The following is a 23,233-nucleotide window of genomic DNA, read 5'->3' as shown; positions in this document are numbered from 1 at the left end:
TGCGCTCCTACAAATTCAGCCCTTGGCACAGGGCAGGCCCGGCGTGCGGCACCACTCGCTCCAGCTGCCGGCATACAGCGCGGTGGGGCCGAAACCGGCCAACTCCATCGCCATCAAATTGGGCACAGCCGTGACGCCAGATCCGCAGTGGTGCACCACGCTGCTGGCAGGGCGGCCGGCGAGTACCCGGTCCCATTCGGCTTTGAGCAACTCGGGGCTTTTGAAACGGCCGTCTTCGGTGAAGTTCTCGGCAAAAGGCCGGTTGAGTGCGCCTGGAATGTGGCCTGCCACGGGATCCAGCGGTTCGACTTCGCCCCGATAACGGGCTCCGGCGCGGGCGTCGACCACGGTTTGAGTGGTTTGGCCCAAGGCGGCTGAGATGGCATCGGTCAGCACCAATTGGCGCAGCGGTGTTTTCAATTCAAATGCCACAGGCGCAGGCGGTGTGAAGGGACCCGAGTCGGTGGCTCCACCCGCGTCCTTCCAGGCCTGCAAGCCGCCGTCGAGCACGGCCACGGCTTCATGCCCCAGCCATTTGAGCATCCACCACAAACGACCGCAGTATTGACTTTTGTTGCGGTCATACACCACGATCTGCATGCCGTTGTGCACCCCTAGACTCCCCAGCCACTGCGCCACGATCTCGCGCTGCGGCAAGGGGTGACGGCCGCCGTTGACGGCCTGCCCCGGTTGGTGCGTGCTCAGGTCCTTGTCCATGTGGGCGGGCAGGGCCGCTGAGATGCGTTCGCTGGTAAAAAAACCATCGGTCAGCTCGGGCTTCATCAGGTCAAAACTGCAGTCCAACACGGCGCAGGGGGTGCCTTGCGCCAGCAGGGTTTGCAATTGGGGGGCGTTGATCAGCAGGGTGTACATGGTGTGTCTCCAAGTTTCAGTGGTCTTCAGCGGGGGCGCTGGGCAGTGTACGGTTGCGCAGCACGGTTGAGGCGATCCCGCTGGCCATGATGAGGGCCATGCCCAACCAGCCCATAAGCGGGATGTGGTCGTCAAACAGGATCAGGCCAAACAAGGCACCAAATACTATGCCCGAATATTGCAGGTTAGCCACCACCAGGGTCGATCCCCGGCTGTAAGCGTTGGTCATGCACAACTGGCCCAGCGCGGCCAGCACGCCAATGGGCAGCAACCACAGCACGCTGGGCCACACCCAGGGACTCATGCCGGTGACCAGCATCAGCACGGCGCCCACCACGGCGGTGCCGACGGAGAAATAAAACACAGTGCGCGCTTCGGGTTCGTTCAGTCGTCCCAAAGCGGCCACCTGGATGTAAGCCAAAGCCGCGATCAGGCCCGAAAGCACGCCGACGATGCCCGCAAACAACTGGTCTTGTTCGATGGTGGGGCGCAGCAGCAAGATGACACCGACAAAACCTGCGATCACCGTCAGCACGATAGGCCCTTGCCGGGCCGCGTCTTGCAGTTTGCCCATGACCAAAGTGCCGCCCACCAAAAATACCGCCAACCAGATGCTGCTCATGTAATTGAGTGTCATGGCGGTGGCCAGGGGCAAATAGCCAATGGCGTAAAACCAGGCCGCCAGCGAGGTCACGCCCACCACCGAGCGCCAGACGTGCATCAGGGGAATGGGTGTGCGCAAGGGGACGCCCTGCATTCGGCACAAGCTGGCCATGAAGATCACGCCAATCAAGCCCCGGAAAAAAACCAGCTCAAAGGTGTGAAAGTGGGCCGATGCAAATTTGACGCAAACCCCCATCATCGCGAAGAACAAGGATGCCAGGATCATCCAGGAGGCTTGCATCTTTGCCTTCGGTTCAGATGGCGTTCAACTGTCGGCGGTACCACTCGTGGAAGTGTTGCATGCCGTCTTCCATAGGGCTTTGGTAGGGGCCGACTTCGTTGTCGCCGCGTGCCAGCAGCGCTTTGCGGCCAGCGTCCATGCGCTCGGCAATCTCGTCGTCCTCGATGCAGGTTTCCATGTAGGCGGCCTGCTGGGCTTCGACAAATTCGCGCTCAAACGCCACGATTTCTTCGGGGTAGTAAAACTCCACCATGTTCAGCGTCTTGGTCGGGCTGATGGGGTGCAGGGTGGAGACGGTGAGCACATGCGGGTACCACTCGACCATGATGTGGGGGTAGTAGGTCAGCCAGATCGCGCCGCGCTCGGGCAGTTGGCCGTTGCGGTACTTCAGCAGCACCTCGTGCCATTTTTTGTAGGTGTCCGAGCCGGGTTGTCCAAAGCCGGCCGACACGCCCACGGTTTGTACCGAGTAGTGCTCCTTGAACTCCCAGCTCAGGTCATCGCAAGTGACGAACTGGCCCAACCCGGGGTGGAAGGGGCCGACGTGGTAGTCCTCCAGATAGACCTCGATGAAGGTCTTCCAGTTGTAGTTGCACTCGTGCAGCTCGACGCGATCGAGGGCATAGCCGTCGAAACTCAGTTGTGAGCGTGGGCCCATGCCCGCCAGATCGGTGGCGATGTCGCGGCCGTTGTCTTCAAACAGCAGGCCGTTCCACTCTTGCAACTTGTAGTTGTTCAGGTTCAGGCAAGGGTCTTGGGCAAAGTGCGGCGCGCCCAGCAACTGGCCATTGGGCGAATACGTCCAACGGTGGAGCGGGCAAACGATGTTGCCGCCTGCACTTCCCTTTTGCTGGGTGTTCAGGTTGCCTCGGCCGCTCAGCATCACGGCCTGGCGGTGGCGGCACACGTTGGAGACGAGCTCGACACCGCCTTGGGCGTTACGCACCAAGGCACGGCCTTCGGCCTCGTGGGGCAGGGCGTAGTAGTCGCCCGGGTGGGGCACCGCCAACTGGTGGCCTACATAGCGGGGGCCTTGCCGGAAGAGCGTGTTCAATTCGCGCTGGAACAGCGCTTCTTCGAAATAAGTGGAAACTGGTAGTTGGCTTGCGGCCTGCTGCAGTTGAAGACTTAAATCAGACATGGATGACCTGACCTAGAGACTCCCCCTATGAAGGGGCAGGAACAAAGCGCTGTATTCATGGAAAACGGCGCAAAAAAATGACAGGGATTTCCTGTCGCTGGGTTGTCATTCTAACCCCGGGCAATGCCGACAGGGGCTGACAAGGCCATTCCAATGGAAAGCCTGCGCTCGATGCTGAGCCAAAGCTAAGGGCGCAACACCCTGCTGCTGGTGGATTGGACTGTCCAACCGTCAGCCAAGTCCAGTCTTAAAGCCTAAAATCACTTTTTTTGCCGGAAGATTTCATGCCCAAGGCTGCTCAACCTGACCTCGCCGATGCCGTTGCAGCAAGTGTGCCTGCCACTTATGAGGCGGCTTTGTCGGAGCTCGAAACATTGGTGGGACAGCTCGAGTCGGGGCAAATGCCCCTGGACCAACTGTTGACGGGTTACCAGCGCGGCGCTGTGTTGCTTGGCTTTTGCCGTGACAAGCTCAAAGCCGTCGAAGACCAAATCCAGGTGTTGGACGGCGGACAACTCAAACCTTGGAGCGGCGCATGAGCCCGTTGGACCTCAAAGCATGGATGCAGCCGCACCTCGAGCGTGTTGAGCATGCCTTGTCAGAAGGCATTGAGGCCCATTCACCCGCCGCTTTGGGCGAGGCCATGCGCTATGCCGTGTTGGACGGCGGCAAGCGCTTGCGGCCCTTGCTGGTGCTGGCCACTGCCGAGGCCGTGGGCGGTGCCTCAAGCGGCTCGGCCGCTCTCAATGCTTCTTGCGCCATTGAATTGATCCACGCGTATTCATTGGTACACGACGACATGCCCTGCATGGACAACGATGTTTTGCGGCGCGGCAAACCCACAGTGCATGTGCAGTTTGGCGAGGCGCAAGCCCTGCTGGCGGGTGACGCTTTGCAGACCCTGGCTTTTGAAATCCTGACCCCCCAAGACGCCAGCGTCAGCGCTGCGGAACAAGCGGCCTGCGTGGGCTTGCTGGCCCGGGCTTCGGGCTACCAAGGCATGGCTGGGGGCCAAGCGATTGACCTGGCCAGCGTGGGTCAGCGCTTGACGGAGGACCAACTGCGCCAGATGCACCGCCTCAAAACCGGGGCGCTGCTTTTGTGCAGCGTGCAAATGGGCGCGGCCTGCGTGCCGGGTGTTTCAGCCCCGGTGCAAGCGGCGCTCCAGCGCTTTGGCGAGGCCCTGGGCCTGGCCTTTCAGGTGGTAGACGATGTGCTGGACGTGACCGCCGATTCGGCCACCCTGGGCAAAACGGCGGGCAAGGATGAAGCCGCCGACAAACCGACCTATGTGGCCCTGATGGGGCTGGACGCAGCCAAAGCCTATGCCGACACTTTGGCCGCTCAGGCCATGCAGGCACTGGATGACACCGGCTTGCCTGAGACCGGTTTGGCCGCTTTGCGTGCCCTGACCTCCATGGTGGTCAATAGAAACAATTGAAATGACCGAATTGCTCAAAATCATCGACTCTCCGACCGATCTGCGCCGCCTTCAACGCAGCGACTTGCCCCAATTGGCCCACGAGTTGCGCCAATGCGTCCTGGACAACGTGTCCAAAACCGGCGGGCACTTGAGCTCCAACCTGGGCACGGTGGAGTTGACGGTGGCTTTGCACTATGTGTTCAACACCCCCGAAGACCGCATCGTCTGGGACGTGGGTCACCAAACTTACCCGCACAAAATCTTGACCGGGCGGCGCGAACGCATGCCCACGCTGCGCCAGTTCGACGGCTTGTCGGGCTTTCCGCGCCGCGAGGAGAGTGAGTACGACACCTTTGGCACGGCGCACTCGTCCACCAGCATTTCGGCCGCACTGGGCATGGCCGTGGCGGCCCGCCAAAAAGGCGAGTCGCGCCACTCAATCGCGGTGATTGGGGACGGCGCCATGACCGCTGGCATGGCCTTTGAGGCCCTGAACAACGCGGGCGTGGAAGAGTGCAAACTGCTGGTGATCCTGAACGACAACGACATGTCGATCAGCCCGCCCGTGGGCGCGCTCAACCGTTACCTTGCCCAATTGATGAGCGGGCGCTTTTACACGGCCGCCAAGGCCGGGGCCAAGAATGTGCTGAAAAATGCGCCGCCCTTGTTTGAGCTGGCCAAGCGCTTGGAAGAAACCGCCAAAGGCATGGTGGTGCCCGCCACGCTGTTCGAGAAATTCGGCTTCAACTACATCGGCCCCATCGACGGACACGATCTGGAGTCGCTGATCCCGACGCTGGAGAACATCAAAAACTTGAGCGGCCCGCAGTTTTTGCATGTGGTCACCAAAAAAGGCCAAGGCTACGACAAGGCCGAAGCCGACCCGGTGGCCTACCATGGCCCCGGAAAGTTCGACCCGAGTGTGGGCCTGGTGCCTGCGACCACGCCTGCCAAAACGACTTTCACCCAGGTGTTTGGTCAGTGGCTGTGCGACATGGCCGAGAAAGACATGCGCCTGGTCGGCATCACGCCCGCCATGCGCGAGGGCTCGGGCATGGTGGCGTTTCACCAGCGCTTTCCCAAGCGTTATTACGACGTGGGCATCGCCGAGCAGCACGCTGTGACCTTTGCCGCCGGCTTGGCCTGCGAGGGCCTCAAACCTGTCCTGGCGATTTACTCCACCTTTTTGCAGCGCGGCTACGACCAGTTGATCCATGACGTGGCGCTGCAAAACCTGCCGGTGGTGTTCGCGATTGACCGGGCCGGTCTGGTGGGGGCAGACGGGGCCACCCACGCGGGGGCTTATGACATCGCCTACATGCGCTGCATCCCCAACATGAGCCTGGCTTGCCCGGCCGACGAGCGCGAATGCCGCCAGCTGCTGAGCACCGCTTACGCGCAAAACCACCCGGTGTCGGTGCGCTACCCGCGCGGGGCGGGCGTGGGCACCGAGCCCGGCCGCGACTTGGACACCTTGCCCTTTGGCAAAGGCGAAGTGCGCCGCCAGGGCGAAAAAATCGCCATTTTGGCCTTTGGCACCCTGCTGGCGCCCGCACTGGAGGCGGCTGAAAAGCTCAACGCCACAGTGGTCAACATGCGTTGGGTCAAGCCGCTGGACGTCGAATTGCTGGCGCAAATTGCGCAAAGTCACGAGCGCTTGGTCACGGTAGAAGAAGGTTGCGTCATGGGCGGTGCGGGCAGCGCGGTGGCCGAGGCCCTGCAGCAGTTGAACCTGCAGCGCTCGGTGTTGCAACTGGGCTTGCCCGATGTCTTCATCGAGCATGGCGACCCGGCTAAATTGTTGGCTTTACAAGGGCTGGATGCGGTGGGCATAGAGAACGCCATACGGCAGCGTTGGTCCGATTGAATTCAATTCAAAAAGGTCTTGAAAAGTTTTTAATTTTTTGCTGTTATTTCAACTTTCTTGAATTTTAATCCCGATTAGAAGGGTAAACCCCTGTCTTTGGAAGTTCTGCAGCTTCCTACAATATGCTTCGACTTGAGAGTCAATGCCCGGGTGTCCCGGGTGTGTCTTTAATTTTTCAATAGGAGTCCATTCATGGATCGTCGTTCCGTCATCAAAAACACTGGTTTGGCTGGCGTGCTGGCCGCTGGTGCCGCGCCTGCCTTGGTTCACGCGCAAACGAACTTACGCTGGCGTCTGACTTCGGGTTTCCCCAAGGCCTTGGACACCATCTATGGCGCTGCTGAAACCTTTTCCAAGAAAGTCAAGGAATTGACTGGTGGAAAATTTGAAATTTCAGTGCATGCTGCTGGTGAGTTGGTCCCCATGCCCGGCATCGTGGATGCGGTGAAAAACGGCACCGTGGAAATGGCCCACACTGCCCCTTACTACTACTTTGGCAAAGACGAAACATTCGCACTGGGCTGCGCGATCCCCTTCGGCTTGAACAGCCGCCAAATGTCGGCTTGGATGTATGACGGCAATGGCTTGAAGCTGATGCGCGAGTTCTACAAGCAGTACGACATCATGAGCTTCCCCATGGGCAACACAGGCGCTCAGATGGGCGGCTGGTTCCGCAAGGAAATCAAGACCGTCAACGATTACAAAGGCTTGAAATTCCGCGTGGGCGGCTTTGCTGGCAAAGTGATCGAGCGTTTGGGTGGTGTTCCTCAGAACATTCCTGGCGGCGAAATTTACCAAGCCCTGGAAAAAGGCACGATCGATGCCGCCGAGTGGGTGGGTCCATACGACGACCAGAAGCTGGGCTTCTTCAAAGTGGCGCCTTTCTACCACTACCCAGGCTGGTGGGAAGGTGGTCCTCAGTTGGACCTGTACATCAACCAAAAGGCCTATGACACCCTGTCGCCCGAGTACAAAGCGATTGTCGAGTGCGCTGCTGCGTATGCGCACACGGAAATGCAAGCCAAGTACGATGCGCGCAATCCAGGCGCCTTGAAGCAATTGGTGGCCAACAAAACCAAGCTGGTGGCATTCCCCAAGCCCGTAATGGACGCCGCCTTCAAGGAATCGATGGCGCTGTACAGCGAGTTGTCGGCCAAGAATCCTGGCTGGAAAAAAATCTACGACGACTACTCCAAGTTCCGTGCCGAGTCCAACCTGTGGTTCCGTTTCACTGAAGCGCGTTTCGACAGCTTCATGCAAAGCGCCAAGCTGTAATTTTGGCCTTCGGTGGAATCTTTTGATTCTTTCCGGACCCATGCTTACAACCCCATCCCGTCAAAAGGGTGGGGTTTTTTGTTGATTGAAAAAAGCTTGATCCCATGTGGGTAAATTTCAAGCCACCTTGCTCTTTACCTCAGTCTTGGCAAGCTTGACCTCGACTTAAAATCGCGCCTGATTCAAACCATGGAGATGCCAATGGGCTCTTTACTTTTATGTTCCCGTTGGATTGATGCCCTCAATCTGAGAGTGGGCAAATTCACCGGCTGGTTGATTTTGTTGACCACCGCCATCAGTGCGGGCAATGCGATTGTGCGCAAGATGTTCGACATGAGTTCCAACTCCTTGCTCGAAATTCAGTGGTACCTGTTTGCTGGCGTTTTCTTGCTGGGTGCCGGTTACGGCTTGCTGCGCAATTCGCATGTGCGGATTGATTTCATTTCCAGCCGACTGACCGATCGCACTCGCAACTGGATTGACTTTTGGGGCTTTGCTTTGGTTTTGACGCCCTTTTGCATGATTTCCATTTACTTGTCTTGGCCCTTGTTTGTGCAGGCTTTGGTGAGCGGCGAAATGTCTCAAAACGCGGGTGGCTTGATTCGTTGGCCCGCATACGCCTTGATTCCTCTGGGCTTTTTCTTGTTGCAGCTGCAAGGCCTGTCGGAGATGGTCAAGCGATGGGCATTTTTGCAAGGTCAGGGCCCCGATGTGTTGTCTACGGAAGATGCACTCTCGGACGATCAAAAGCGCGCCGCTGAGCTCGAAAAAATGGCACAACCTCAGGGAGACCGTTGATGGAAGCCTCGTTTCTCGCACAACAATTTGTGCCACTCATGTTCATCGGACTGTTCGTTTTTTTGCTGACAGGCTTTCCGGTGGCGTTTGCTCTGGCCGCATGCGGCTTGAGTTTTGGATTTATCGGCATGGAAGCGGGTTTGTTCCCCGCAACTTTGTTCCAGGCCTTGCCACTGCGGATCTTTGGGATCATGCAAAACGACACGTTGCTGGCAATTCCGTTTTTCACCTTCATGGGCATTATTCTTGAACGCTCGGGCATGGCCGAAGACCTGCTCGAAACCGTCGGTCAGGTTTTTGGTCCCGTGCGTGGCGGTGTCGCCATTGCGGTCATTTTGGTCGGTGCCTTGTTGGCCGCGACCACGGGTGTGGTGGCGGCTGCTGTGATTTCGATGGGTTTGATTTCATTGCCCATCATGCTGCGTTACGGTTACAGCCGAACCATTGCGACGGGCACCATCACCGCCTCAGGCACGTTGGCGCAAGCCATTCCCCCCTCCCTGGTGCTGATTGTGCTGGCCGACCAGTTGGGCCGTTCGGTGGGCGACATGTATGCGGGTGCCTTGATACCCGGTTTGTTGCTGGTCGGTTTGTACATTTTGTTCATTGTGGTGGTGGCGCTGGTCAAGCCCAACATGGTGCCCGCCTTGCCACCAGAAGCTCGCATTTACCGCGAAGACAATGGCGCATCGGGTCACCGTTCGCTGCTGGTGTTGTTGGGCCTGTGTGCCTTGATCGGCTATGGCTGGGCGCAGATTCACGACCAGGTCATTGGCGGTATGACTGGACGCACTCAGCCTGCGGCAGGTGACGAAATCATCATCATGTCGATGACAGTGGCTTCATTGACCGGTTTGGCCCTGTCCATCATCAACCGTGTCACCAAAATGGGCTTGCTTTCCAAATTGGCAGAGCAAGTGACCTTTGTGTTGATGCCGCCGCTGATTTTGATTTTCTTGGTGCTGGGAACCATTTTCCTCGGTGTGGCCACACCTACTGAAGGTGGTGCCATGGGGGCTTTGGGGGCCGTGGTGCTGGCCGTGGTCAAGCGCAAGTTTTCCATGGACTTAACGCGTCAGGCGCTCGACAGCACAGCCAAGTTGGCTTCGTTTGTGCTGTTCATTCTGATCGGTTCGACCGTGTTCAGTTTCACATTCAATGCAGCCGATGGCCACATTTGGGTGGAGCACTTGTTCACCAACATGCCTGGCGGTGCGATTGGTTTCTTGATCGTCGTCAACCTCTTGATATTCATCTTGGGTTGTTTCATTGACTTCTTTGAAATCGCCTTCATCGTGATCCCGATCCTTGCTCCTGTGGCAGAAAAGATCCTGCCTGGTATGGTCCCCGGTATGACTGCTGATCAGGCCATGATCTGGTTTGGTGTGATCATTGCCATGAACTTGCAAACGTCTTTCTTGACGCCGCCTTTTGGCTTCGCACTGTTTTATTTGCGCAGCGTGGCTCCCAAGAACGATTACAAAGACCGCGTGACCGGGGCTTTGATTCCATCGGTCAAGACCACAGAGATTTACAAAGGCTCGATCGCTTTCATTGTTCTTCAGTTGATCATGGTGGCTGTGGTTATCATTTATCCCGGCTTGGTCACGGGCGGGATGGACGAGGGCACCAAGCTCGACGCCAACGAAGTGATGATGCAGCTGGAAAGCTCTTCCAATGCGGGTGAGCCAGGCGCCGATGACACGCTCAAGCCTGATGAGTCTGCCGAAGACGAAAACAGCCAGAAGTCAGACGACGACGCGCTCAAAGCTTTGATGGCCACCGAGCCGAAAAAGTAAGGACAAGTCTTCTCTTGTGACCGCAAAAAAAACCGCGCTCAGGCGCGGTTTTTTTGTGGGCAAGTGGCTTCAAGACAGGGGTCTCATCGCTGGGGCCACCACGGCAGGCATTGTTTGAGCGATTGGATCTGACCGGCTTCTTCGTGCAAGCGATAACCCGTTTGTTGGCTCAGCAGTTGCTGCCATGCGGCGCTTTGCAAAACCTGCCGCAAGGCGATCACGGCTGGGTTGTTCAAGGCCGATTTCAAGCACACCAGCCAGTAGTGCTCTTGTGTCAGGGGCACAAAATCAAGTTTATGGGCGTGCGCTGCAGATGCAATGCCCAGGCCCAAATCAGCGTGGCCCGAGGCGATGCGGGTGGCCACAGCAGAGTGCGAGGGTTCTTCGTGGTCGTAGCCAGTGGGAAGGCTTGCCGATGGGGTCTGGTTTTCAAGCCATTGGTCGAGTAGCAATCGGGTGCCAGTGCCCAACGTCCGGTTGACCAGCCGCAGTTCAGGCCGCCTCAGGTCGTTCCAACCTGTGATGTTCTTGGGGTTGCCGGGGGCCACCATCCAGCCTTGCTCTCGGGTGGCAAATCCGATGAGTTTGTGCTGTCCGGTTTTCAGCAAGGGCTTGTAAGTGCGGGCCGTTAAGGTGCGGGCATCGGGTTGCAAGGGGGCATGAAAACCGGCGACGGTGCAGCGGCCTTCGTTCAGGGCGCGTATGGCGTCCACGCTGCCACAAAAGCGCATGTCCAAGTGCAGGGATTGGCTGGCGCTCTGTTCCCTGAGTTTGTCCAGTGCATCGTCGTGGCTGGCGTAGACCGTCAACAAATGGCTGCCGGGATCAAAGGCGACAGCAAAGGTCTTTTCTAACTCGGCTTGCAAGGCGCTGATCTGGGGGGCCAGGCGGGCTTGCGCTTGTCGCTCGGCCCACAGCAGCTTGTCGGCAAATTCCGTCAACCGTGCGGCTTGGCCTTTTTCCCACAGGATCAAGGGCTGCCCAAGCATCTGTTCCCAGCGTTTGAGCTCGCCCCAGATGTGGCGATAAGACAACTGCAAAATTCTGGCTGCACCCGCAATAGAGCCGGTTGCTCGCACGGACTGAAGCATGTCCATCAATGGGTTGCGCAAAGGACTGGTTTGGTCACGCGGCTCAGCTGGCGTTTGATGGGGTGTCCAGCTGTAAGAGAGTTTGATGTGTTGCACGGACAAGAGTTTGCCTCATTCTGGTTGGCGTCTCTTCAATGCTGAGCGGCTTTGCCCTATGCATTGCATTTCATAGCGGACATCCCTTATGCGATGGCGACTAGTTGTCCATTAGCATTCGTGCCAAGTTATGAACACCTTCTCCGACAGCGTCCTGACGGCGCTGAACCTCGTCACTTCTTTCGATCCTGCCCTGTGGGTGGTCGTCACCCGGTCTTTGGCCGTCAGTGCCACGGCCTGCCTGCTGGCCTATGGCGTGGGCGTGGCGCTGGGCGCTTGGTTGGCGGTGTCGCGTTTTCGTGGCCGAGGCGCAGTGCTGGTAGGCCTGAACACCCTGCTGGCGCTGCCCTCGGTGGTGGTGGGCCTGGTGGTGTATTTGCTGCTGTCACGCACCGGGCCTTTGGGCTTTTTGGGCTGGATGTTCAGCTTTCAGGCGATGGTGCTGGCCCAGTTCATTTTGGTGGTGCCGGTGGTGACGGCGCTGACACGCCAGGTGGTCGAAGATGTAGAGCGCCAGCACGGTGAGCAATGGGCCTCGCTGGGCGCAGGGCCCTGTTTGCGTAGCTTGCTGCTGGCCTGGGACGAACGCCTGGCCTTGCTGACCGTTGCCGTCACCGCCTTTGGCCGCGCCATCTCGGAGGTGGGCGCGGTGATGATTGTGGGCGGCAACATCGACGGCTTCACGCGCGTCATGACCACGGCCATTGCATTGGAGACCAGCAAGGGCGATTTGCCGCTGGCGCTGGGGCTGGGCATGGTGCTTTTGGCGGTGGTGCTGTTGCTCAACACCTTGGTGGCAGGCTTGCGTCGCTGGGGTGAGGCGCGCCATGGGCGGCCAGCGGCGGCCCATGGTCTGGTGGGTGTGCAGCCATGAGCGCCGTGCAGATCACGCTGGACGCTGTGAGCGTCCAATTGGGGGCGCAACAGGCCTTGAAGGGTGTTAGCTTGCGCATCGCGGCGGGCGAGCGCGTGGCACTGGTGGGCTCCAACGGCTCAGGCAAAAGCAGCTTACTGCGCACCTTGCACGGTTTGGTGCCGCCCACACAAGGGCAGGTGACTCAAGCGCCGGGTGTGCGCCAAGCCATGCTGTTCCAAAGGCCGCACATGCTGCGCTTGTCGGCCTTGAACAACGTGGCGCTGGGCTTGTGGCTGGACCGCGCACGCGGCCTGAGTTGGTCGGCCGCCCAAGTGCTGGCGCTGCAGGCTTTGCAACGTGTGGGCCTGCAGTCTGTGGCGCGGCAAAACGGCCGACAGTTGTCGGGCGGGCAGCAGCAGCGCCTGGCCTTGGCCCGCGCCTGGGCACGGCAGCCCGATGTGCTGCTGCTGGACGAACCCACGGCCAGCCTGGACCCGCACGCCAAACGCGAAGTCGAAGCCTTGATGGCCGACTTTGCCAGCAACCAAGAGCGCCCGCTGACCCTGGTCTGGGCCAGCCACAACCTGGGCCAAGTCAAACGCCTGGCCACCCGCGTCGTTTATCTGGAGTTCGGTCAAGTGATGGCCGACTTGCCTGTGGCCGATTTTTTCAACTCCACCGCGCTGGCAGAGCACAGCCCGGCAGCCCATGTTTTTGTTCAAGGAGAGCTTTCATGACCTTCCCATATTCCCTGACCCGTCGCGCCCTGGTGTGCGCCGTTTTGGCTACCACCTCGGTGTGGGCACAAGCCCAATCCATCGTCATGTCCTCCACCACATCGACCGAGCAGTCGGGTTTGTTTGCGCACTTGCTGCCCGCCTTCAAAAAGGCCAGCGGGCTGGATGTGAAGGTGGTGGCCCTGGGCACGGGCCAGGCGCTGGACATGGCGCGCCGGGGTGATGCCGATGTGGTGTTTGTGCACGACCAGGCAGCCGAAGAAAAATTTGTGGCCGATGGTTTTGGCATCAAGCGCTTGCCCGTGATGTACAACGACTTTGTGTTGATCGGCCCCAAGGCCGACCCGGCCGCCACCAAAGGCAAAGACATTGTGGCGGCCCTGGCCAAGTTGTCGGCAGGCAACGCAGCCTTTGTGTCGCGGGGTGACAAGAGTGGCACGCACGCCGCCGAGTTGCGTTTTTGGAGAACGGCCAACCTGACGGACAAGAAAGGCAGCGGCTACAAGGAATGCGGCTGCGGCATGGGCCCGGCTTTGAACATCGCCGCGTCTTCGGGTGCCTATGTGTTGGCCGACCGCGCCACCTGGCTCAACTTCAAGAACCGCGCTGATCTGGCCATTTTGGTGGAGGGCGACAATCGCTTGTTCAACCAGTACGGTGTGATGGTGGTCAACCCCGCCAAGCATGCGCACGTCAAGCAGGCCGATGCGCAGAAGTTTGTGGACTGGATCACCTCGGCCGCAGGGCAGGGTGTGATTGCCGATTACAAGATCGGCGGCGAGCAGCTGTTTTTCCCGAACGCGGGCAAGTGATCTCAGGCTTGATCAGCTTTTGGGCAAGCCAAGTTTGCGGTAAACCGTGGCGCGGCTGATGCCCAGGCTGCGGGCGGCTTCGGCCACGTTGCCACGGGCTTGCTGGACGGCTTCGCGGATCATCTCGGTCTGCATATCCTTGAGGGGTTTGGTCATCGCCTGGGCACGTTCTGAGGTCTTGGCGCTGTGCGCGGCCGCTGGGCGGGTGCCCGGGCGCAGTGCTTGGGTTTGCAACCGCAGGCCCGACCACAGCGGCAACTCCTGCGCGCTGGCTTGGCGGCTGGCCGCGTCGAACAGGTTTTCCCAGGGCGAGGCGAACACTTCGCTGGCATGCAGCGTTTGGCCGTCGGTGTCTGGCGACATGGACAGCATTTGCCGCGCCGTGGGGTTGGCCCCCATGATCTGGCCGTTGGTGTCGAGTGTGATCAGGCCATCGCTGTCGTCGCCGGGCTGGTTGCCGGGCCAATTCAGGCGCAGCACCAGAGCATGATCGGTTGACAGCAGCCAGCTGTTTTCGATGCTGCGGGCTGAGCGGCGCACCAGATGTTTCAGGGCTGGGCGCTCGGTGGTCTCGATGCCGGTCAGGTCGAGCATGCCCGCGCAAAGGCCATTGGGTCCGAACACGGGAGCGCCCGCGCAGCTGTAAACCCCCGTATCTTGGTAAAAATGCTCGCCCCTGTGCAACCAAACGGGTTGCAATTCGGTCAGGGCTGCGCTGATGGCGGTGGTGCCCACCGCTTTTTCCGACAAATCCACGCCCACGCGGGCGATCACCTCGGCACGGCGGTCCTGTCGGTCCACTGGCCCATGCGCGTCGACCACGACGCCTTCGGCATTGGTCAGAATAGCGAAATAACGGATGTCGGCAATGGTCCGCGCCAATTCGGCCAGCACCGGCTGGGCCGCCTGCACCAAGGGTCGGCTGGCCTCTTGTACGCGGCGCATGTGTTGGACTGAAATGGCGTCAAAACCCACGCGTTGGCCAGGCTGTAAACCCATGTCGATGCAGCGCTGCCAGGACCGTGTGATCCAGGGCGATAACCCGGCGTCCACGCCCTGCGAGCCACCCTGAAAAACCATTTCGCGGGCTTGTTCAATCCGCTGCAGGCGGTCGTTGAGGTGGGCAGTCAGGGGCATGTCAGATGTGTCTCAAGCTGAGAATTTTTGGGTCCAACTCTTTAAAACCTAGGGTTAATCCTGAGCTGTTCGCAGGGGGATGCACCAACAATAGCTATGCATTCTGATTCATAAGCTTGGACTTGAAAAGTCCGACACCTCACAGGAGATACACATGCAGAAAGTCCTGCACATCAATCCGGACAAATGTACCGGCTGCTTGCAGTGCGAAATGGCCTGTTCTTTTGAGAACTACGGCACATACGCCACCTCCAAATCGCGCATCAAGGTATTTGATTTCCACCACACTGGCAAAAAAGTGCCCTACACCTGCACCCAGTGTGACGAAGCCTGGTGCTTGCATGCTTGCCCAGTGGAAGCCATCACGGTGGACAAAGTCACCGGTGCCAAAGTGGTCAACGAATCCACCTGCGTGGGCTGCAAGGTCTGCACCATCGCCTGCCCGTTTGGCACCATCAACTATGTGCAGGAAACCGGCAAGGTACAAAAGTGCGACCTGTGCGGTGGCGATCCGGCTTGCGCCGACGCTTGCCCAACTGGCGCCATCACATTCGTGGATGCCAACTGGACCGGCATCGACAAGATGAAGCAGTGGGCCGACAAGTTGGGCAATCAGCCCTCGGCCTCTTAAATCCCCCCACTAGGAGCATCAACATGTCTTGGGCTGGAAAAATTCTCCGCGTCAACCTCACGGCTGGCACCGTCAAATCCGAACCGCTGAACATGGAGTGGGCCAAGGCCTACCTCGGCTCACGCGGTCTGGGCAGCAAATACCTGATCAGTGAGATCGATCCCAAAGTCGACCCGCTGTCAGCTGACAACAAAATCGTCTGGGCCACGGGCCCACTGACCGGCACCATGGCCTCTACCGGCGGCCGCTACACCGTCATCACCAAGAGCCCACTCACTGGCGCAATCGCCTGCTCCAACTCGGGTGGCTATTGGGGTGCTGAGCTCAAAATGGCCGGTTGGGACATGGTCATTTTTGAAGGCGCATCGGCCAAGCCGGTGTACCTGCACATCAGCGACGACGAAGCCGAGTTGCGCGATGCGAGCCACCTCTGGGGCCAAAGCGTCTGGAAGACCGAGGAAATCCTCAAGTCCAGCTTGCAAGACCCCTTGCTGCGCGTTTGCAGCATCGGCAAGGCCGGTGAAAACGGCGTGCTGTATGCCGCGGTGGTGAACGACCTGCACCGTGCGGCTGGCCGTTCGGGCGTGGGCACTGTCATGGGCAGCAAGAACCTGAAAGCCATCGCGGTGCGCGGCACCAAAGGCGTGGGCAACATGAAAGACCCCAAAGCTTTCATGGCTGCGGCCAAGGCGGCCAAAAAGGTGTTGGCCGACAACGCCGTCACGGGCCAGGGTCTGCCCGCTTATGGCACCCAGGTTCTGATGAATGTGATCAACGAAATCGGCGGCTTGCCCACACGCAACCACCGCGACGTGCAGTTTGAAAGCGCCAAAGACATCTCGGCCGAAGCCATGGCAACGCCCCGCGAGACCGACGGCAAAAAGCACCTGGTGACCAACCAAGCTTGCTTTGGTTGCACCATCGCCTGCGGTCGCATCAGCAAGATGGACGAAGGCCACTTCTCGGTCAAGAACAAGCCTGAGTATTGGGGCGCCAACGGCGGCCTGGAATACGAAGCGGCTTGGGCGCTGGGCGCAGCCAACGGCGTGAAAGACCTCGAAGCCCTGCAATACGCCAACATGATCTGCAACGAAGAAGGCTTCGACCCGATCAGCTTTGGCACCACCATCGGCGCCGTGATGGAGCTGTATGAAATGGGTGTGCTGACCAAAGAGCAAATCGGTGTGGAAGCCCCGTTTGGCTCGGCTGAAGCCTTGTGCGAGTTTGTCGACATGACCGCCAAGGGCATCGGTTTTGGCAAAGAAATTGGCATGGGCTCCAAGCGCCTGACCGCCAAATACGGCCACCCCGATTTGTCCATGAGCGTCAAGGGCCAAGAGTTCCCGGCCTATGACGGCCGTGTGATCCAGGGCATCGGCTTGGCTTATGCCACCTCTAACCGCGGTGCTTGCCACCTGCGCGGCTACACCATCGCGTCTGAAGTGCTGGGCATCCCGGTCAAGACCGAGCCCACCGAGCATGAAGGCAAGCCAGAATTGGTCAAGGCCTTCCAGGACGCGACTGCTGCCTTTGACTCGGCCGGTATTTGCGTGTTCACCAGCTTTGCCTGGACCTTGGCTGACGTGGCCCCTCAGATCCAAGCGGCTTGTGGCGAAGAGTTCACCATGGAGCACTTGAACCACATCGGTGAGCGCATCTGGAACATGGAGCGCGAGTTCAACAACGCCGCAGGCTTCACCAAGGCCGACGACAACCTGCCCAAGCGCCTGATGACCGAAGCCGCCAAAACCGGCCCGGGCAAAGGCATGGTCAGCAAGTTGGACGAAATGCTGCCCAAGTACTACGACGCGCGCGGCTGGGATGGCGAAGGTCGTCCCACATCGGCCACCCGGGAACGTCTGGGGCTGTGATGCTCAGCCAGAGTCTCAGTGTCGCCTTCAAGGGCACCACTGGGGCTTGCTGAGATCAACGACGCAGCGGCTCCCCGGGGCCGCTGTTTCTTTTTTGGAGAACACCATGACCCACCACGTGATTTTGGGCGCAGGCCCTGCTGGCGTGATCGCCGCTGAAACCATTCGCAAGCATGCCCCGGGTGACACCATCACCCTGGTGGGCGACGAGCCCGATGCGCCTTACTCGCGCATGGCCATTCCTTATCTGCTGATTGGCAACATCGACGAGCGCGGCACTTACCTGCGCAAAAGCGACGCCCACTTTGACGAACTCTGCATCACTCAGGTCAAAGCCAAAGTGACGCGCGTGGATTCAACGGGCAAAACCGTGCACCTCGACAACGGCAAGTCATTGTCTTTTGACAAGCTCTTGATCGCCACCGGCTCGCACCCCGTGCGCCCCCCGATTGCGGGCATGGACCTGCCCGGTGTGCACCCCTGCTGGACGCTGGAAGACGCCCGGGCCATCCAGGCGCTGGCCAAGCCCGGTGCCCGAGTGCTTCAAATGGGCGCAGGTTTCATTGGCTGCATCATCATGGAATCGCTGGCGGCGCGTGGCGTCAAGCTGAGCGTGGTTGAAATGGGTGACCGCATGGTGCCCCGAATGATGGGCCCGGTGGCCGGCGGCATGATTCGCGACTGGTGCGAGGCCAAAGGCGTGCAGGTGTTCACCGGCACCAAGGTCGAAGCCATCAGCCAAGGTGCTGAAAAAGGTTTGCTCGGCAAGTTGGCTTCAGCGGTGGGTTTGGGGTCCGACGACGCCAGCGGTGCGCTTCAGGTGCGTTTGTCCAATGGCCAAACCGTCGAAGCCGATCTGGTCATCAGTGCCACGGGCGTGCGCCCGGCGATTGGCTTTTTGAAGGACAGCGGCATCACTTGCCTGCAAGGCGTGTTGACCGACGAGCACCTGCAAACCAATGTGCCCGGCATCTATGCAGCGGGCGACTGCGCTGAAGCTTTTGACATGGTCAGCGGCAAAACCATCGTGAGCGCCATCCAGCCCAACGCCGCAGAGCAGGCCCGTGTCGCCGCGCTCAACATGTTGGGCCAAAAAGCGGTGCTCAAGGGCGTCACACAAATCAACGTGCTCGACACCTTGGGATTGATCTCCACCAGTTTTGGCAACTGGGAAGGTGTGGCCGGTGGGCAGTCTGCTGTGTTGACTGACAAGGCCGCAGGCCGTCACCTGAGCTTGCAGTTCAAGGACGATGTGATGGTTGGGTGCAACAGCGTGGGCTGGACCGAGCATGTGGGTGTGATGCGCGGCTTGGTCGAAGGCCAGGTGCACCTGGGCGACTGGAAAGACCGCCTGATGCACGACCCGACCAAGCTGGTGGATGCTTATCTGGACTGCGCTCAGGGTCAGGGGCGCTGGAGCGGTGCCGCCGATGCGCGTCGCCGCTGAAGCGACAATCTGCGCATGAACATCACTTTCAAACTGTTTGCCACACTGACCGACTACTTGCCTGCCGAAGCCCGGCGCAGCAACCAACTCACGCTGGATGTGGCGCAGGACACCAGCATCAGCCAGATCATCGAGCCCTTCGGCATGCCCCCGAAGCTCGTGCATCTGGTGCTGGTCAACGGCAAATACATCAAACCTGAAGACCGGGTCACCACCACCCTCGCCGAGGGTGACGTGTTGGCCATCTGGCCGCCTGTGGCCGGTGGTTAAGCACAGCACACGCGGCGACCGGGCATATGCAGTCCAACTACCCAGAGCGCTTCGAGCGCGACATGGGCACAAGCGAAACCGAATGGTTGACGGCCTTGCCCCGCGCACTGGGCGAGCATGCCTTTGAACTGGGAACCGGCCAAGCACGCGTGCAAATCGATGACGGCCATCTGCAATTGCAATGGCGCATCCTGCCCCCTCGCGTGATCGCGCTGCTGCGCCTGCAGCGCTTGGCGGTCTCTTTTGTGTTTGAAGGCGTGGAAGAAGAAGTGCGCCAGCGCTTCATGAAGCACTTTGATTTGACGATGCAGCGGGGTGGGGGGTGAGGCTGCCGCCACGGGTAAAGGTCAACGATCGAATTTGCTGACCTTCAGAACGCAAGACTTAGCGGCTTGGCTTGTGGCGTTTCAGAGTTGCCCGGCCAATCTCAAAGAAGCGCGCAATGCCTCGTTGATGCGCGTCTGCCAGCCGTCGCCACTGGCACGCAAGGCAGCCAGGACATCTGCATCCAAACGAAGCTTGACGGGCTCTTTGGTCATGGCGGCCTTCGGGCGTCCTCGGGATTTGAGCTGCTTGCCTTCGTAAAGTTCAGCCGATTTGAAAAATTCGGCCGTCAAAGGTGGCGCGTCATCCGGATCAATCCAGGGCGCGGGCGTAGAGCGCTTTTTCTCGGTCATTGGCTTTCCTAATGCTGATGATGCGGCGCACTTTGCCGCGTGGGGTCCAGACCAAAACAATCAAGCGGGCATCCAAGAAGCCCACAGTGATGAACCGGTCTTCGGTGTAGTTGATCCTTGAGTCCTGCCCGGTGAAGTGCATGCCCTCAAAGACTTCTTGGGCGCGGGCAAAATCCAAACCACGCTCCAACAGAGTCTGGTCTCGTTTTGCAGCGTCGAACTCAAGATCCATGCGATTTATTGTACACCCATTAAATAGATTTGGTGAATTGGCAAGAAGGCCCCCTGTCCTTGAGTCAACCGCTCAGCGTACCCATTGAAGAAGATGCGCGCCAGCGCTTCATGAAGCACTTTGATTTGACGATGCAGCGGGGTGGGGGGTGAGTGTGTGGGCGAGTGGCTGTAACAGGCTGTAAGCAGACTACGAAAAGCTGTAACCAAAGGCAGGAACCGACCCTTAGCAGTCCTTCGCCCTGTTGGTGAAGAGATTGGTTTGACGCGATTGCTGATGCTGAACATGGGCGAGTTTCTGGTTGCGCAATTCATTGTTCGCTGCGTACCAATACGGTCGGCATCGCTGCAATGCCGATCTTGCTGCTTTGAATGTTGATTGGCTTTGAAAACTGAGCCCACTGGCTCAGTTTGTCTGGCTAATCAACACCATCACCACCCTTTGTCGTGTTAAACGACACTGGATCACCACGAATAGCCAAAAGCACGGTAGATCCGCCGAAATCAAACCTGATTCAACGATTTGTGCGCAGGGGTAGATTTTCAAAAATTGTGACGCATTTTCGTAAGAATGGCATGTTGAAACACGTCTAATGAGAATGTTTTAACAAGAGGTCTTTATGAAATATTCAAAATTGAGCTGTGTCATTTTAGGTCTTGTCATGTCAAGTGTCACTTGTATAGTCTTAGCCGCCCTACCAGAACCACTAGATCCGCGCGATGTATCCAGTATGAATTTCGAGCAACGCCTGGCGCATGGGCGAATGATTCGAGAGGAAATGAATAAAGCCACTCCAGATGAACGCAAAGCTTATAGAGACAAGATGCATCAAAAAATGCAAGCACTTGCTCCTCAAGAGCGTAAAGAATTGCATCAAAAAATGCATGCTGAATGGAAAACCCTAAGTGCAACTCAAAGAGATCAACTTAAGCAAGAGCGCAAATCAATGATGGAGATTCTCACGCCGCAGGAGCGCAAAGAACTCAAGGAAGAACGCCGTCGAGCCTTTGAACGTATGAGCCCAGAAGAACGCAAGAAATGGCGCGACGAAATGCACCGTCCTGCCAAAAATGACTAACTTGTCAATTTATTTAAACTCATTCAATGTGGCAGACACTTAAGTCTCGTCTTTTATCGGCGAGCACAGTGACGCATCAAGCGGACGCAGCTGCTTTCTATAAAGCATTAGAAGGGGACACCAAAGCAGCGCGCAAATTGATAGCCAGCCTAAGTCCAAAAGCCCACGCATTAGCATGGAGAATCTTGGGAGATTCAAGTGAAGCAGAGGATATAGTTCAAATAGCATTCATCAAACTTTTTGAAGCTAAGCAATACGATGGCAAAGCTGCGCTTTCAACTTATATGCACACGATTTTGACGCGGCTCTGTCTTGACAAGCTGAGGATCAGTGCAAGTCATAAGTTAGATTATGGATTTGAGTTCGATGAGTTAGTTTCAGATGGAAAATCACCTATTGAGTCACTTGAAAAAAAACAGTCAGATTCAAACGTACAACATGCCATGCAGTTTTTGAATGCTAGGCAACGAGCTGCACTTGCACTATGGGCGTATCACGACGCTAGCATTTCTGAAATTGCAAAGGCAACAGGCTTAGAGGTCAACGCTGCACATCAGTTGTTGCACAGGGCAAAAATTAATTTACGCAAAAAAATGGAGCAACTTGGCTATGAATAACGAGGACATGAAGTTAAAAGATAAGATTGCTTTTGATGTTCATCCTAAGTTTTCTGAAGATTTTTCAACAAAATCTTTGGATACTATTTTTACCGATAAAAATTTTATTAGTTCTAACGTCAACGGCACTTTAGGTCTTTTTGCTTTTGTTGACAGGCATAAGTTCATATTATTAGGGTGCTTACTTTTAGGCGCTTTTGTCTTACAGCAAGGTCATCAGAAATCTGTATATGAAGAGTTGCTACAAATTGACACCTTGTCGATGTCCAGCTTCTCGGTTCTATAAATCAAACATCAATCACGAACTGGCTTGTGACACGACACCTGATGACCGGACGAAACCAAAAGCATGTTCCCCACGCCGAAAGCAAACCTGACTCAACGATTTTTACTCTGAATTTTTTTTCAAAAATTGTGACGGATTTTCGTAAGGCCGAAATAGTTCTACACGTCTAAAGAGAATGTTTTAACAAAAGGCTGTTATAAATTATTCGAAATTGAGCTGTGTAGTTTTAGGGCTTGTCATGTCGATTGCCATTTGTACAGTCCTAGCTGCTCTACCAGAACCACTAGACCCGCGCGATGTATCCAGTATGAATTTCGAACAGCGCTTATTGTTTTGCGGCTTCGTCGTCCGATTCAATCCAAAAGGGGAAATGCAATGAACCAACTCAACACCCGCCGGCAGGCTATGGCGACGCTGCTCGCGGTTTCGCTCAGTGGTCCAGCGCTCGCTCAGCAGGGTCCACGCCGTCCGGGCAACGGCGTTCCGGTTTCGCGGCCGAACTCCCAAGGCGTCACACAGACCTGGTCTCAACTGCCGCAGGACGAACTCGTCCAAGCTTTAAAAGCCGGCGGCTATGCGCTTATCTTTCGGCACGGGCGCACGGACTGGCAGACCAAAGATGAACTGCCTCAACGCACCTTTGAGGATCGCCGCACACAGCGAAATCTGTCGGAAGAGGGCAAGGAACAGGGACGCCGGACGGGCGATATGTTTCGCGCATTGGGTGTACGGTTCGACGGCGTGTTCAGCAGTCCATACTTCCGTACGCGAGACTTCGCGGAACTAGTGACCGGCCGGCCCCCTGAGGTCACACGCAAACTGCTGGGCTACGATCAAATCGGCCTCGACGGCCACCGTGAACTGCTTAGCCGAGTTCCTTCTCCTGGCGCTAATACGTTTCTCTCTGGGCACCAGTTCGCAGTGACTGAGCTTGGCTTTGTGCGCATGAATGAACTTGAAGAGGGTTCGTGCCTGATCTTCAAACCAAATGGCGATCCCCTCAAGCTGGAACTTGTTGCGCACATTAACCACGCAGGCCTGCTCGCCTTGACCCAAGTGAAATAACCCTGAATCATGAACCACAGAACCCTTCCAATTCTCGCCCCCCTGTTTCTGGGAGCTGCTCGCGAGCCTGCTAGTTGATCACCCCACCACCACCTGTCGTGTTAAACGACACCTGATCTCCACCAGTAGTGTCCGGTTAAACCGGGTTAATTTGTAGAGAAAGCCAATACTGGCGTGGCCTAGCGGTCAATTTTATTTGGTGCCGATTTGAAACTCGTTTTCCCATTCCTGTGTAATTTCCAAGGCTCAA

25 protein-coding genes are annotated in these 23,233 nt (G+C 57.7%); 18 read left to right on the top strand and 7 right to left on the bottom strand.

Annotated features, from left to right (window positions below):
• Positions 1-15 precede the first annotated feature (15 nt).
• From B9Z49_RS20535 to B9Z49_RS20525, 3 genes are read right to left on the bottom strand one after another with little or no spacing between them, the layout of a single operon-like run.
• The gene (locus B9Z49_RS20535; protein WP_108355308.1) at positions 16-873 is read right to left on the bottom strand and encodes a sulfurtransferase; all 858 of its coding nucleotides are present in this window, start codon (positions 871-873) and stop codon (positions 16-18) included.
• A gap of 16 nt (positions 874-889) precedes the next feature.
• Entirely contained in the window at positions 890-1,777 is an 888-nt protein-coding gene (locus B9Z49_RS20530) for a DMT family transporter (RefSeq protein ID WP_108355307.1), read from the bottom strand.
• Between the two features lie 13 nt (positions 1,778-1,790).
• Positions 1,791-2,918, bottom strand: coding sequence for an aromatic ring-hydroxylating dioxygenase subunit alpha (locus B9Z49_RS20525; protein ID WP_108355306.1), 1,128 nt, complete (start codon positions 2,916-2,918; stop codon positions 1,791-1,793).
• A 284-nt stretch (positions 2,919-3,202) separates the two neighbouring features.
• On the opposite strand from B9Z49_RS20525, the gene xseB reads away from it, so the two are divergent.
• The 6 genes from xseB to B9Z49_RS20495 all read left to right on the top strand — a co-directional run bounded on the left by xseB (position 3,203) and on the right by B9Z49_RS20495 (position 10,080).
• Entirely contained in the window at positions 3,203-3,457 is a 255-nt protein-coding gene (xseB, locus tag B9Z49_RS20520; protein ID WP_108355305.1) for an exodeoxyribonuclease VII small subunit, read from the top strand.
• The gene (locus tag B9Z49_RS20515; RefSeq protein ID WP_108355304.1) at positions 3,454-4,359 is read left to right on the top strand and encodes a polyprenyl synthetase family protein; all 906 of its coding nucleotides are present in this window, start codon (positions 3,454-3,456) and stop codon (positions 4,357-4,359) included. Before xseB ends, B9Z49_RS20515 begins: the two co-directional genes overlap by 4 nt.
• 1 nt (position 4,360) lies before the next feature.
• A complete protein-coding gene (gene dxs, locus B9Z49_RS20510; protein ID WP_108355303.1) occupies positions 4,361-6,208 on the top strand; it encodes a 1-deoxy-D-xylulose-5-phosphate synthase in 1,848 nt (615 codons plus the stop codon).
• A gap of 192 nt (positions 6,209-6,400) precedes the next feature.
• Entirely contained in the window at positions 6,401-7,483 is a 1,083-nt protein-coding gene (locus B9Z49_RS20505) for a TRAP transporter substrate-binding protein (protein ID WP_108355302.1), read from the top strand.
• A gap of 252 nt (positions 7,484-7,735) precedes the next feature.
• On the top strand, positions 7,736-8,281 hold the full coding sequence (locus tag B9Z49_RS20500) for a TRAP transporter small permease subunit (RefSeq protein WP_233254743.1): 546 nt from the start codon (positions 7,736-7,738) through the stop codon (positions 8,279-8,281).
• The gene (locus tag B9Z49_RS20495; RefSeq protein WP_108355300.1) at positions 8,281-10,080 is read left to right on the top strand and encodes a TRAP transporter large permease subunit; all 1,800 of its coding nucleotides are present in this window, start codon (positions 8,281-8,283) and stop codon (positions 10,078-10,080) included. The genes B9Z49_RS20500 and B9Z49_RS20495 overlap by 1 nt, the downstream gene beginning before the upstream one ends.
• Before the next feature lie 83 nt (positions 10,081-10,163).
• Here the strand turns inward: B9Z49_RS20495 and B9Z49_RS20490 are convergent, their stop codons facing one another.
• Positions 10,164-11,267 (bottom strand): substrate-binding domain-containing protein, encoded by a 1,104-nt coding sequence (locus B9Z49_RS20490; protein ID WP_108355318.1) that lies wholly within the window; start codon positions 11,265-11,267, stop codon positions 10,164-10,166.
• A 130-nt stretch (positions 11,268-11,397) separates the two neighbouring features.
• Here B9Z49_RS20490 and B9Z49_RS20485 point away from each other — a divergent pair, with 130 nt between their 5' ends.
• The 3 genes from B9Z49_RS20485 to B9Z49_RS20475 are packed head-to-tail and all read left to right on the top strand — an operon-like array spanning position 11,398 to position 13,672.
• Complete coding sequence (locus B9Z49_RS20485) at positions 11,398-12,141, top strand: ABC transporter permease (RefSeq protein ID WP_108355299.1); 744 nt, start codon at positions 11,398-11,400, stop codon at positions 12,139-12,141.
• Positions 12,138-12,860 carry an ATP-binding cassette domain-containing protein gene (locus B9Z49_RS20480; protein ID WP_108355298.1) on the top strand — a complete coding sequence of 241 codons (723 nt, stop codon included), beginning with the start codon at positions 12,138-12,140 and terminating at the stop codon, positions 12,858-12,860. The genes B9Z49_RS20485 and B9Z49_RS20480 overlap by 4 nt, the downstream gene beginning before the upstream one ends.
• Positions 12,857-13,672: a substrate-binding domain-containing protein gene (locus B9Z49_RS20475; protein ID WP_108355297.1), complete on the top strand. Its 816-nt coding sequence runs from the start codon at positions 12,857-12,859 to the stop codon at positions 13,670-13,672. Before B9Z49_RS20480 ends, B9Z49_RS20475 begins: the two co-directional genes overlap by 4 nt.
• 12 nt (positions 13,673-13,684) lie before the next feature.
• On the opposite strand, the gene B9Z49_RS20470 is transcribed toward B9Z49_RS20475, so the two are convergent.
• The gene (locus B9Z49_RS20470) at positions 13,685-14,809 is read right to left on the bottom strand and encodes a helix-turn-helix domain-containing protein (RefSeq protein WP_108355296.1); all 1,125 of its coding nucleotides are present in this window, start codon (positions 14,807-14,809) and stop codon (positions 13,685-13,687) included.
• A gap of 154 nt (positions 14,810-14,963) precedes the next feature.
• On the opposite strand from B9Z49_RS20470, the gene B9Z49_RS20465 reads away from it, so the two are divergent.
• The 5 genes from B9Z49_RS20465 to B9Z49_RS20445 all read left to right on the top strand — a co-directional run bounded on the left by B9Z49_RS20465 (position 14,964) and on the right by B9Z49_RS20445 (position 19,354).
• Positions 14,964-15,440, top strand: coding sequence for a 4Fe-4S dicluster domain-containing protein (locus B9Z49_RS20465; RefSeq protein WP_108355295.1), 477 nt, complete (start codon positions 14,964-14,966; stop codon positions 15,438-15,440).
• Between the two features lie 23 nt (positions 15,441-15,463).
• Positions 15,464-17,311: an aldehyde ferredoxin oxidoreductase family protein gene (locus tag B9Z49_RS20460; protein WP_108355294.1), complete on the top strand. Its 1,848-nt coding sequence runs from the start codon at positions 15,464-15,466 to the stop codon at positions 17,309-17,311.
• A 106-nt stretch (positions 17,312-17,417) separates the two neighbouring features.
• Positions 17,418-18,758: an NAD(P)/FAD-dependent oxidoreductase gene (locus B9Z49_RS20455; RefSeq protein ID WP_108355293.1), complete on the top strand. Its 1,341-nt coding sequence runs from the start codon at positions 17,418-17,420 to the stop codon at positions 18,756-18,758.
• A gap of 15 nt (positions 18,759-18,773) precedes the next feature.
• Positions 18,774-19,028: a MoaD/ThiS family protein gene (locus B9Z49_RS20450; protein ID WP_108355292.1), complete on the top strand. Its 255-nt coding sequence runs from the start codon at positions 18,774-18,776 to the stop codon at positions 19,026-19,028.
• 26 nt (positions 19,029-19,054) lie between these two features.
• Positions 19,055-19,354 carry a hypothetical protein gene (locus B9Z49_RS20445; protein WP_108355291.1) on the top strand — a complete coding sequence of 100 codons (300 nt, stop codon included), beginning with the start codon at positions 19,055-19,057 and terminating at the stop codon, positions 19,352-19,354.
• Between the two features lie 81 nt (positions 19,355-19,435).
• Here B9Z49_RS20445 and B9Z49_RS20440 read toward each other — a convergent pair whose 3' ends face one another.
• On the bottom strand, positions 19,436-19,705 hold the full coding sequence (locus B9Z49_RS20440) for a BrnA antitoxin family protein (RefSeq protein WP_108355290.1): 270 nt from the start codon (positions 19,703-19,705) through the stop codon (positions 19,436-19,438).
• Complete coding sequence (locus tag B9Z49_RS20435; protein ID WP_108355289.1) at positions 19,665-19,937, bottom strand: BrnT family toxin; 273 nt, start codon at positions 19,935-19,937, stop codon at positions 19,665-19,667. Before B9Z49_RS20435 ends, B9Z49_RS20440 begins: the two co-directional genes overlap by 41 nt.
• 619 nt (positions 19,938-20,556) lie before the next feature.
• On the opposite strand from B9Z49_RS20435, the gene B9Z49_RS20430 reads away from it, so the two are divergent.
• From B9Z49_RS20430 to B9Z49_RS20415, 4 genes are all read left to right on the top strand, one after another.
• Positions 20,557-21,015 carry a DUF3106 domain-containing protein gene (locus tag B9Z49_RS20430; RefSeq protein ID WP_108355288.1) on the top strand — a complete coding sequence of 153 codons (459 nt, stop codon included), beginning with the start codon at positions 20,557-20,559 and terminating at the stop codon, positions 21,013-21,015.
• Between the two features lie 26 nt (positions 21,016-21,041).
• Positions 21,042-21,632 (top strand): RNA polymerase sigma factor, encoded by a 591-nt coding sequence (locus tag B9Z49_RS20425; protein WP_108355287.1) that lies wholly within the window; start codon positions 21,042-21,044, stop codon positions 21,630-21,632.
• A 7-nt stretch (positions 21,633-21,639) separates the two neighbouring features.
• Entirely contained in the window at positions 21,640-21,918 is a 279-nt protein-coding gene (locus B9Z49_RS20420; RefSeq protein ID WP_146188576.1) for a hypothetical protein, read from the top strand.
• Positions 21,919-22,293: 375 nt separating this feature from the next.
• Complete coding sequence (locus tag B9Z49_RS20415) at positions 22,294-22,983, top strand: histidine phosphatase family protein (RefSeq protein WP_108355285.1); 690 nt, start codon at positions 22,294-22,296, stop codon at positions 22,981-22,983.
• Positions 22,984-23,233: the final 250 nt, after the last annotated feature.

This window comes from Limnohabitans sp. 2KL-51 (assembly GCF_003063645.1).
GTDB lineage: Bacteria > Pseudomonadota > Gammaproteobacteria > Burkholderiales > Burkholderiaceae_C > Limnohabitans_A.
Note: the sequence above shows the minus strand (reverse complement) of the source record. Positions and strands in the feature narration are given on the sequence as shown.

What these genes read in the sequence shown, in the direction of transcription:
- B9Z49_RS20445 (WP_108355291.1), top strand. Translation starts at nt 19,055, where the DNA reads ATGCAGTCCAACTACCCAGAGCGCTTCGAGCGCGACATGGGCACAAGC.
- B9Z49_RS20440 (WP_108355290.1), bottom strand. Translation starts at nt 19,705, where the DNA reads ATGACCGAGAAAAAGCGCTCTACGCCCGCGCCCTGGATTGATCCGGAT.
- B9Z49_RS20535 (WP_108355308.1), bottom strand. Translation starts at nt 873, where the DNA reads ATGTACACCCTGCTGATCAACGCCCCCCAATTGCAAACCCTGCTGGCG.
- B9Z49_RS20465 (WP_108355295.1), top strand. Translation starts at nt 14,964, where the DNA reads ATGCAGAAAGTCCTGCACATCAATCCGGACAAATGTACCGGCTGCTTG.
- B9Z49_RS20460 (WP_108355294.1), top strand. Translation starts at nt 15,464, where the DNA reads ATGTCTTGGGCTGGAAAAATTCTCCGCGTCAACCTCACGGCTGGCACC.
- B9Z49_RS20435 (WP_108355289.1), bottom strand. Translation starts at nt 19,937, where the DNA reads ATGGATCTTGAGTTCGACGCTGCAAAACGAGACCAGACTCTGTTGGAG.
- B9Z49_RS20480 (WP_108355298.1), top strand. Translation starts at nt 12,138, where the DNA reads ATGAGCGCCGTGCAGATCACGCTGGACGCTGTGAGCGTCCAATTGGGG.
- xseB (WP_108355305.1), top strand. Translation starts at nt 3,203, where the DNA reads ATGCCCAAGGCTGCTCAACCTGACCTCGCCGATGCCGTTGCAGCAAGT.
- B9Z49_RS20475 (WP_108355297.1), top strand. Translation starts at nt 12,857, where the DNA reads ATGACCTTCCCATATTCCCTGACCCGTCGCGCCCTGGTGTGCGCCGTT.
- B9Z49_RS20470 (WP_108355296.1), bottom strand. Translation starts at nt 14,809, where the DNA reads ATGCCCCTGACTGCCCACCTCAACGACCGCCTGCAGCGGATTGAACAA.
- B9Z49_RS20515 (WP_108355304.1), top strand. Translation starts at nt 3,454, where the DNA reads ATGAGCCCGTTGGACCTCAAAGCATGGATGCAGCCGCACCTCGAGCGT.
- dxs (WP_108355303.1), top strand. Translation starts at nt 4,361, where the DNA reads ATGACCGAATTGCTCAAAATCATCGACTCTCCGACCGATCTGCGCCGC.
- B9Z49_RS20455 (WP_108355293.1), top strand. Translation starts at nt 17,418, where the DNA reads ATGACCCACCACGTGATTTTGGGCGCAGGCCCTGCTGGCGTGATCGCC.
- B9Z49_RS20525 (WP_108355306.1), bottom strand. Translation starts at nt 2,918, where the DNA reads ATGTCTGATTTAAGTCTTCAACTGCAGCAGGCCGCAAGCCAACTACCA.
- B9Z49_RS20420 (WP_146188576.1), top strand. Translation starts at nt 21,640, where the DNA reads ATGAAGTTAAAAGATAAGATTGCTTTTGATGTTCATCCTAAGTTTTCT.
- B9Z49_RS20450 (WP_108355292.1), top strand. Translation starts at nt 18,774, where the DNA reads ATGAACATCACTTTCAAACTGTTTGCCACACTGACCGACTACTTGCCT.
- B9Z49_RS20485 (WP_108355299.1), top strand. Translation starts at nt 11,398, where the DNA reads ATGAACACCTTCTCCGACAGCGTCCTGACGGCGCTGAACCTCGTCACT.
- B9Z49_RS20425 (WP_108355287.1), top strand. Translation starts at nt 21,042, where the DNA reads ATGTGGCAGACACTTAAGTCTCGTCTTTTATCGGCGAGCACAGTGACG.
- B9Z49_RS20505 (WP_108355302.1), top strand. Translation starts at nt 6,401, where the DNA reads ATGGATCGTCGTTCCGTCATCAAAAACACTGGTTTGGCTGGCGTGCTG.
- B9Z49_RS20530 (WP_108355307.1), bottom strand. Translation starts at nt 1,777, where the DNA reads ATGCAAGCCTCCTGGATGATCCTGGCATCCTTGTTCTTCGCGATGATG.
- B9Z49_RS20495 (WP_108355300.1), top strand. Translation starts at nt 8,281, where the DNA reads ATGGAAGCCTCGTTTCTCGCACAACAATTTGTGCCACTCATGTTCATC.
- B9Z49_RS20415 (WP_108355285.1), top strand. Translation starts at nt 22,294, where the DNA reads ATGAACCAACTCAACACCCGCCGGCAGGCTATGGCGACGCTGCTCGCG.
- B9Z49_RS20430 (WP_108355288.1), top strand. Translation starts at nt 20,557, where the DNA reads ATGAAATATTCAAAATTGAGCTGTGTCATTTTAGGTCTTGTCATGTCA.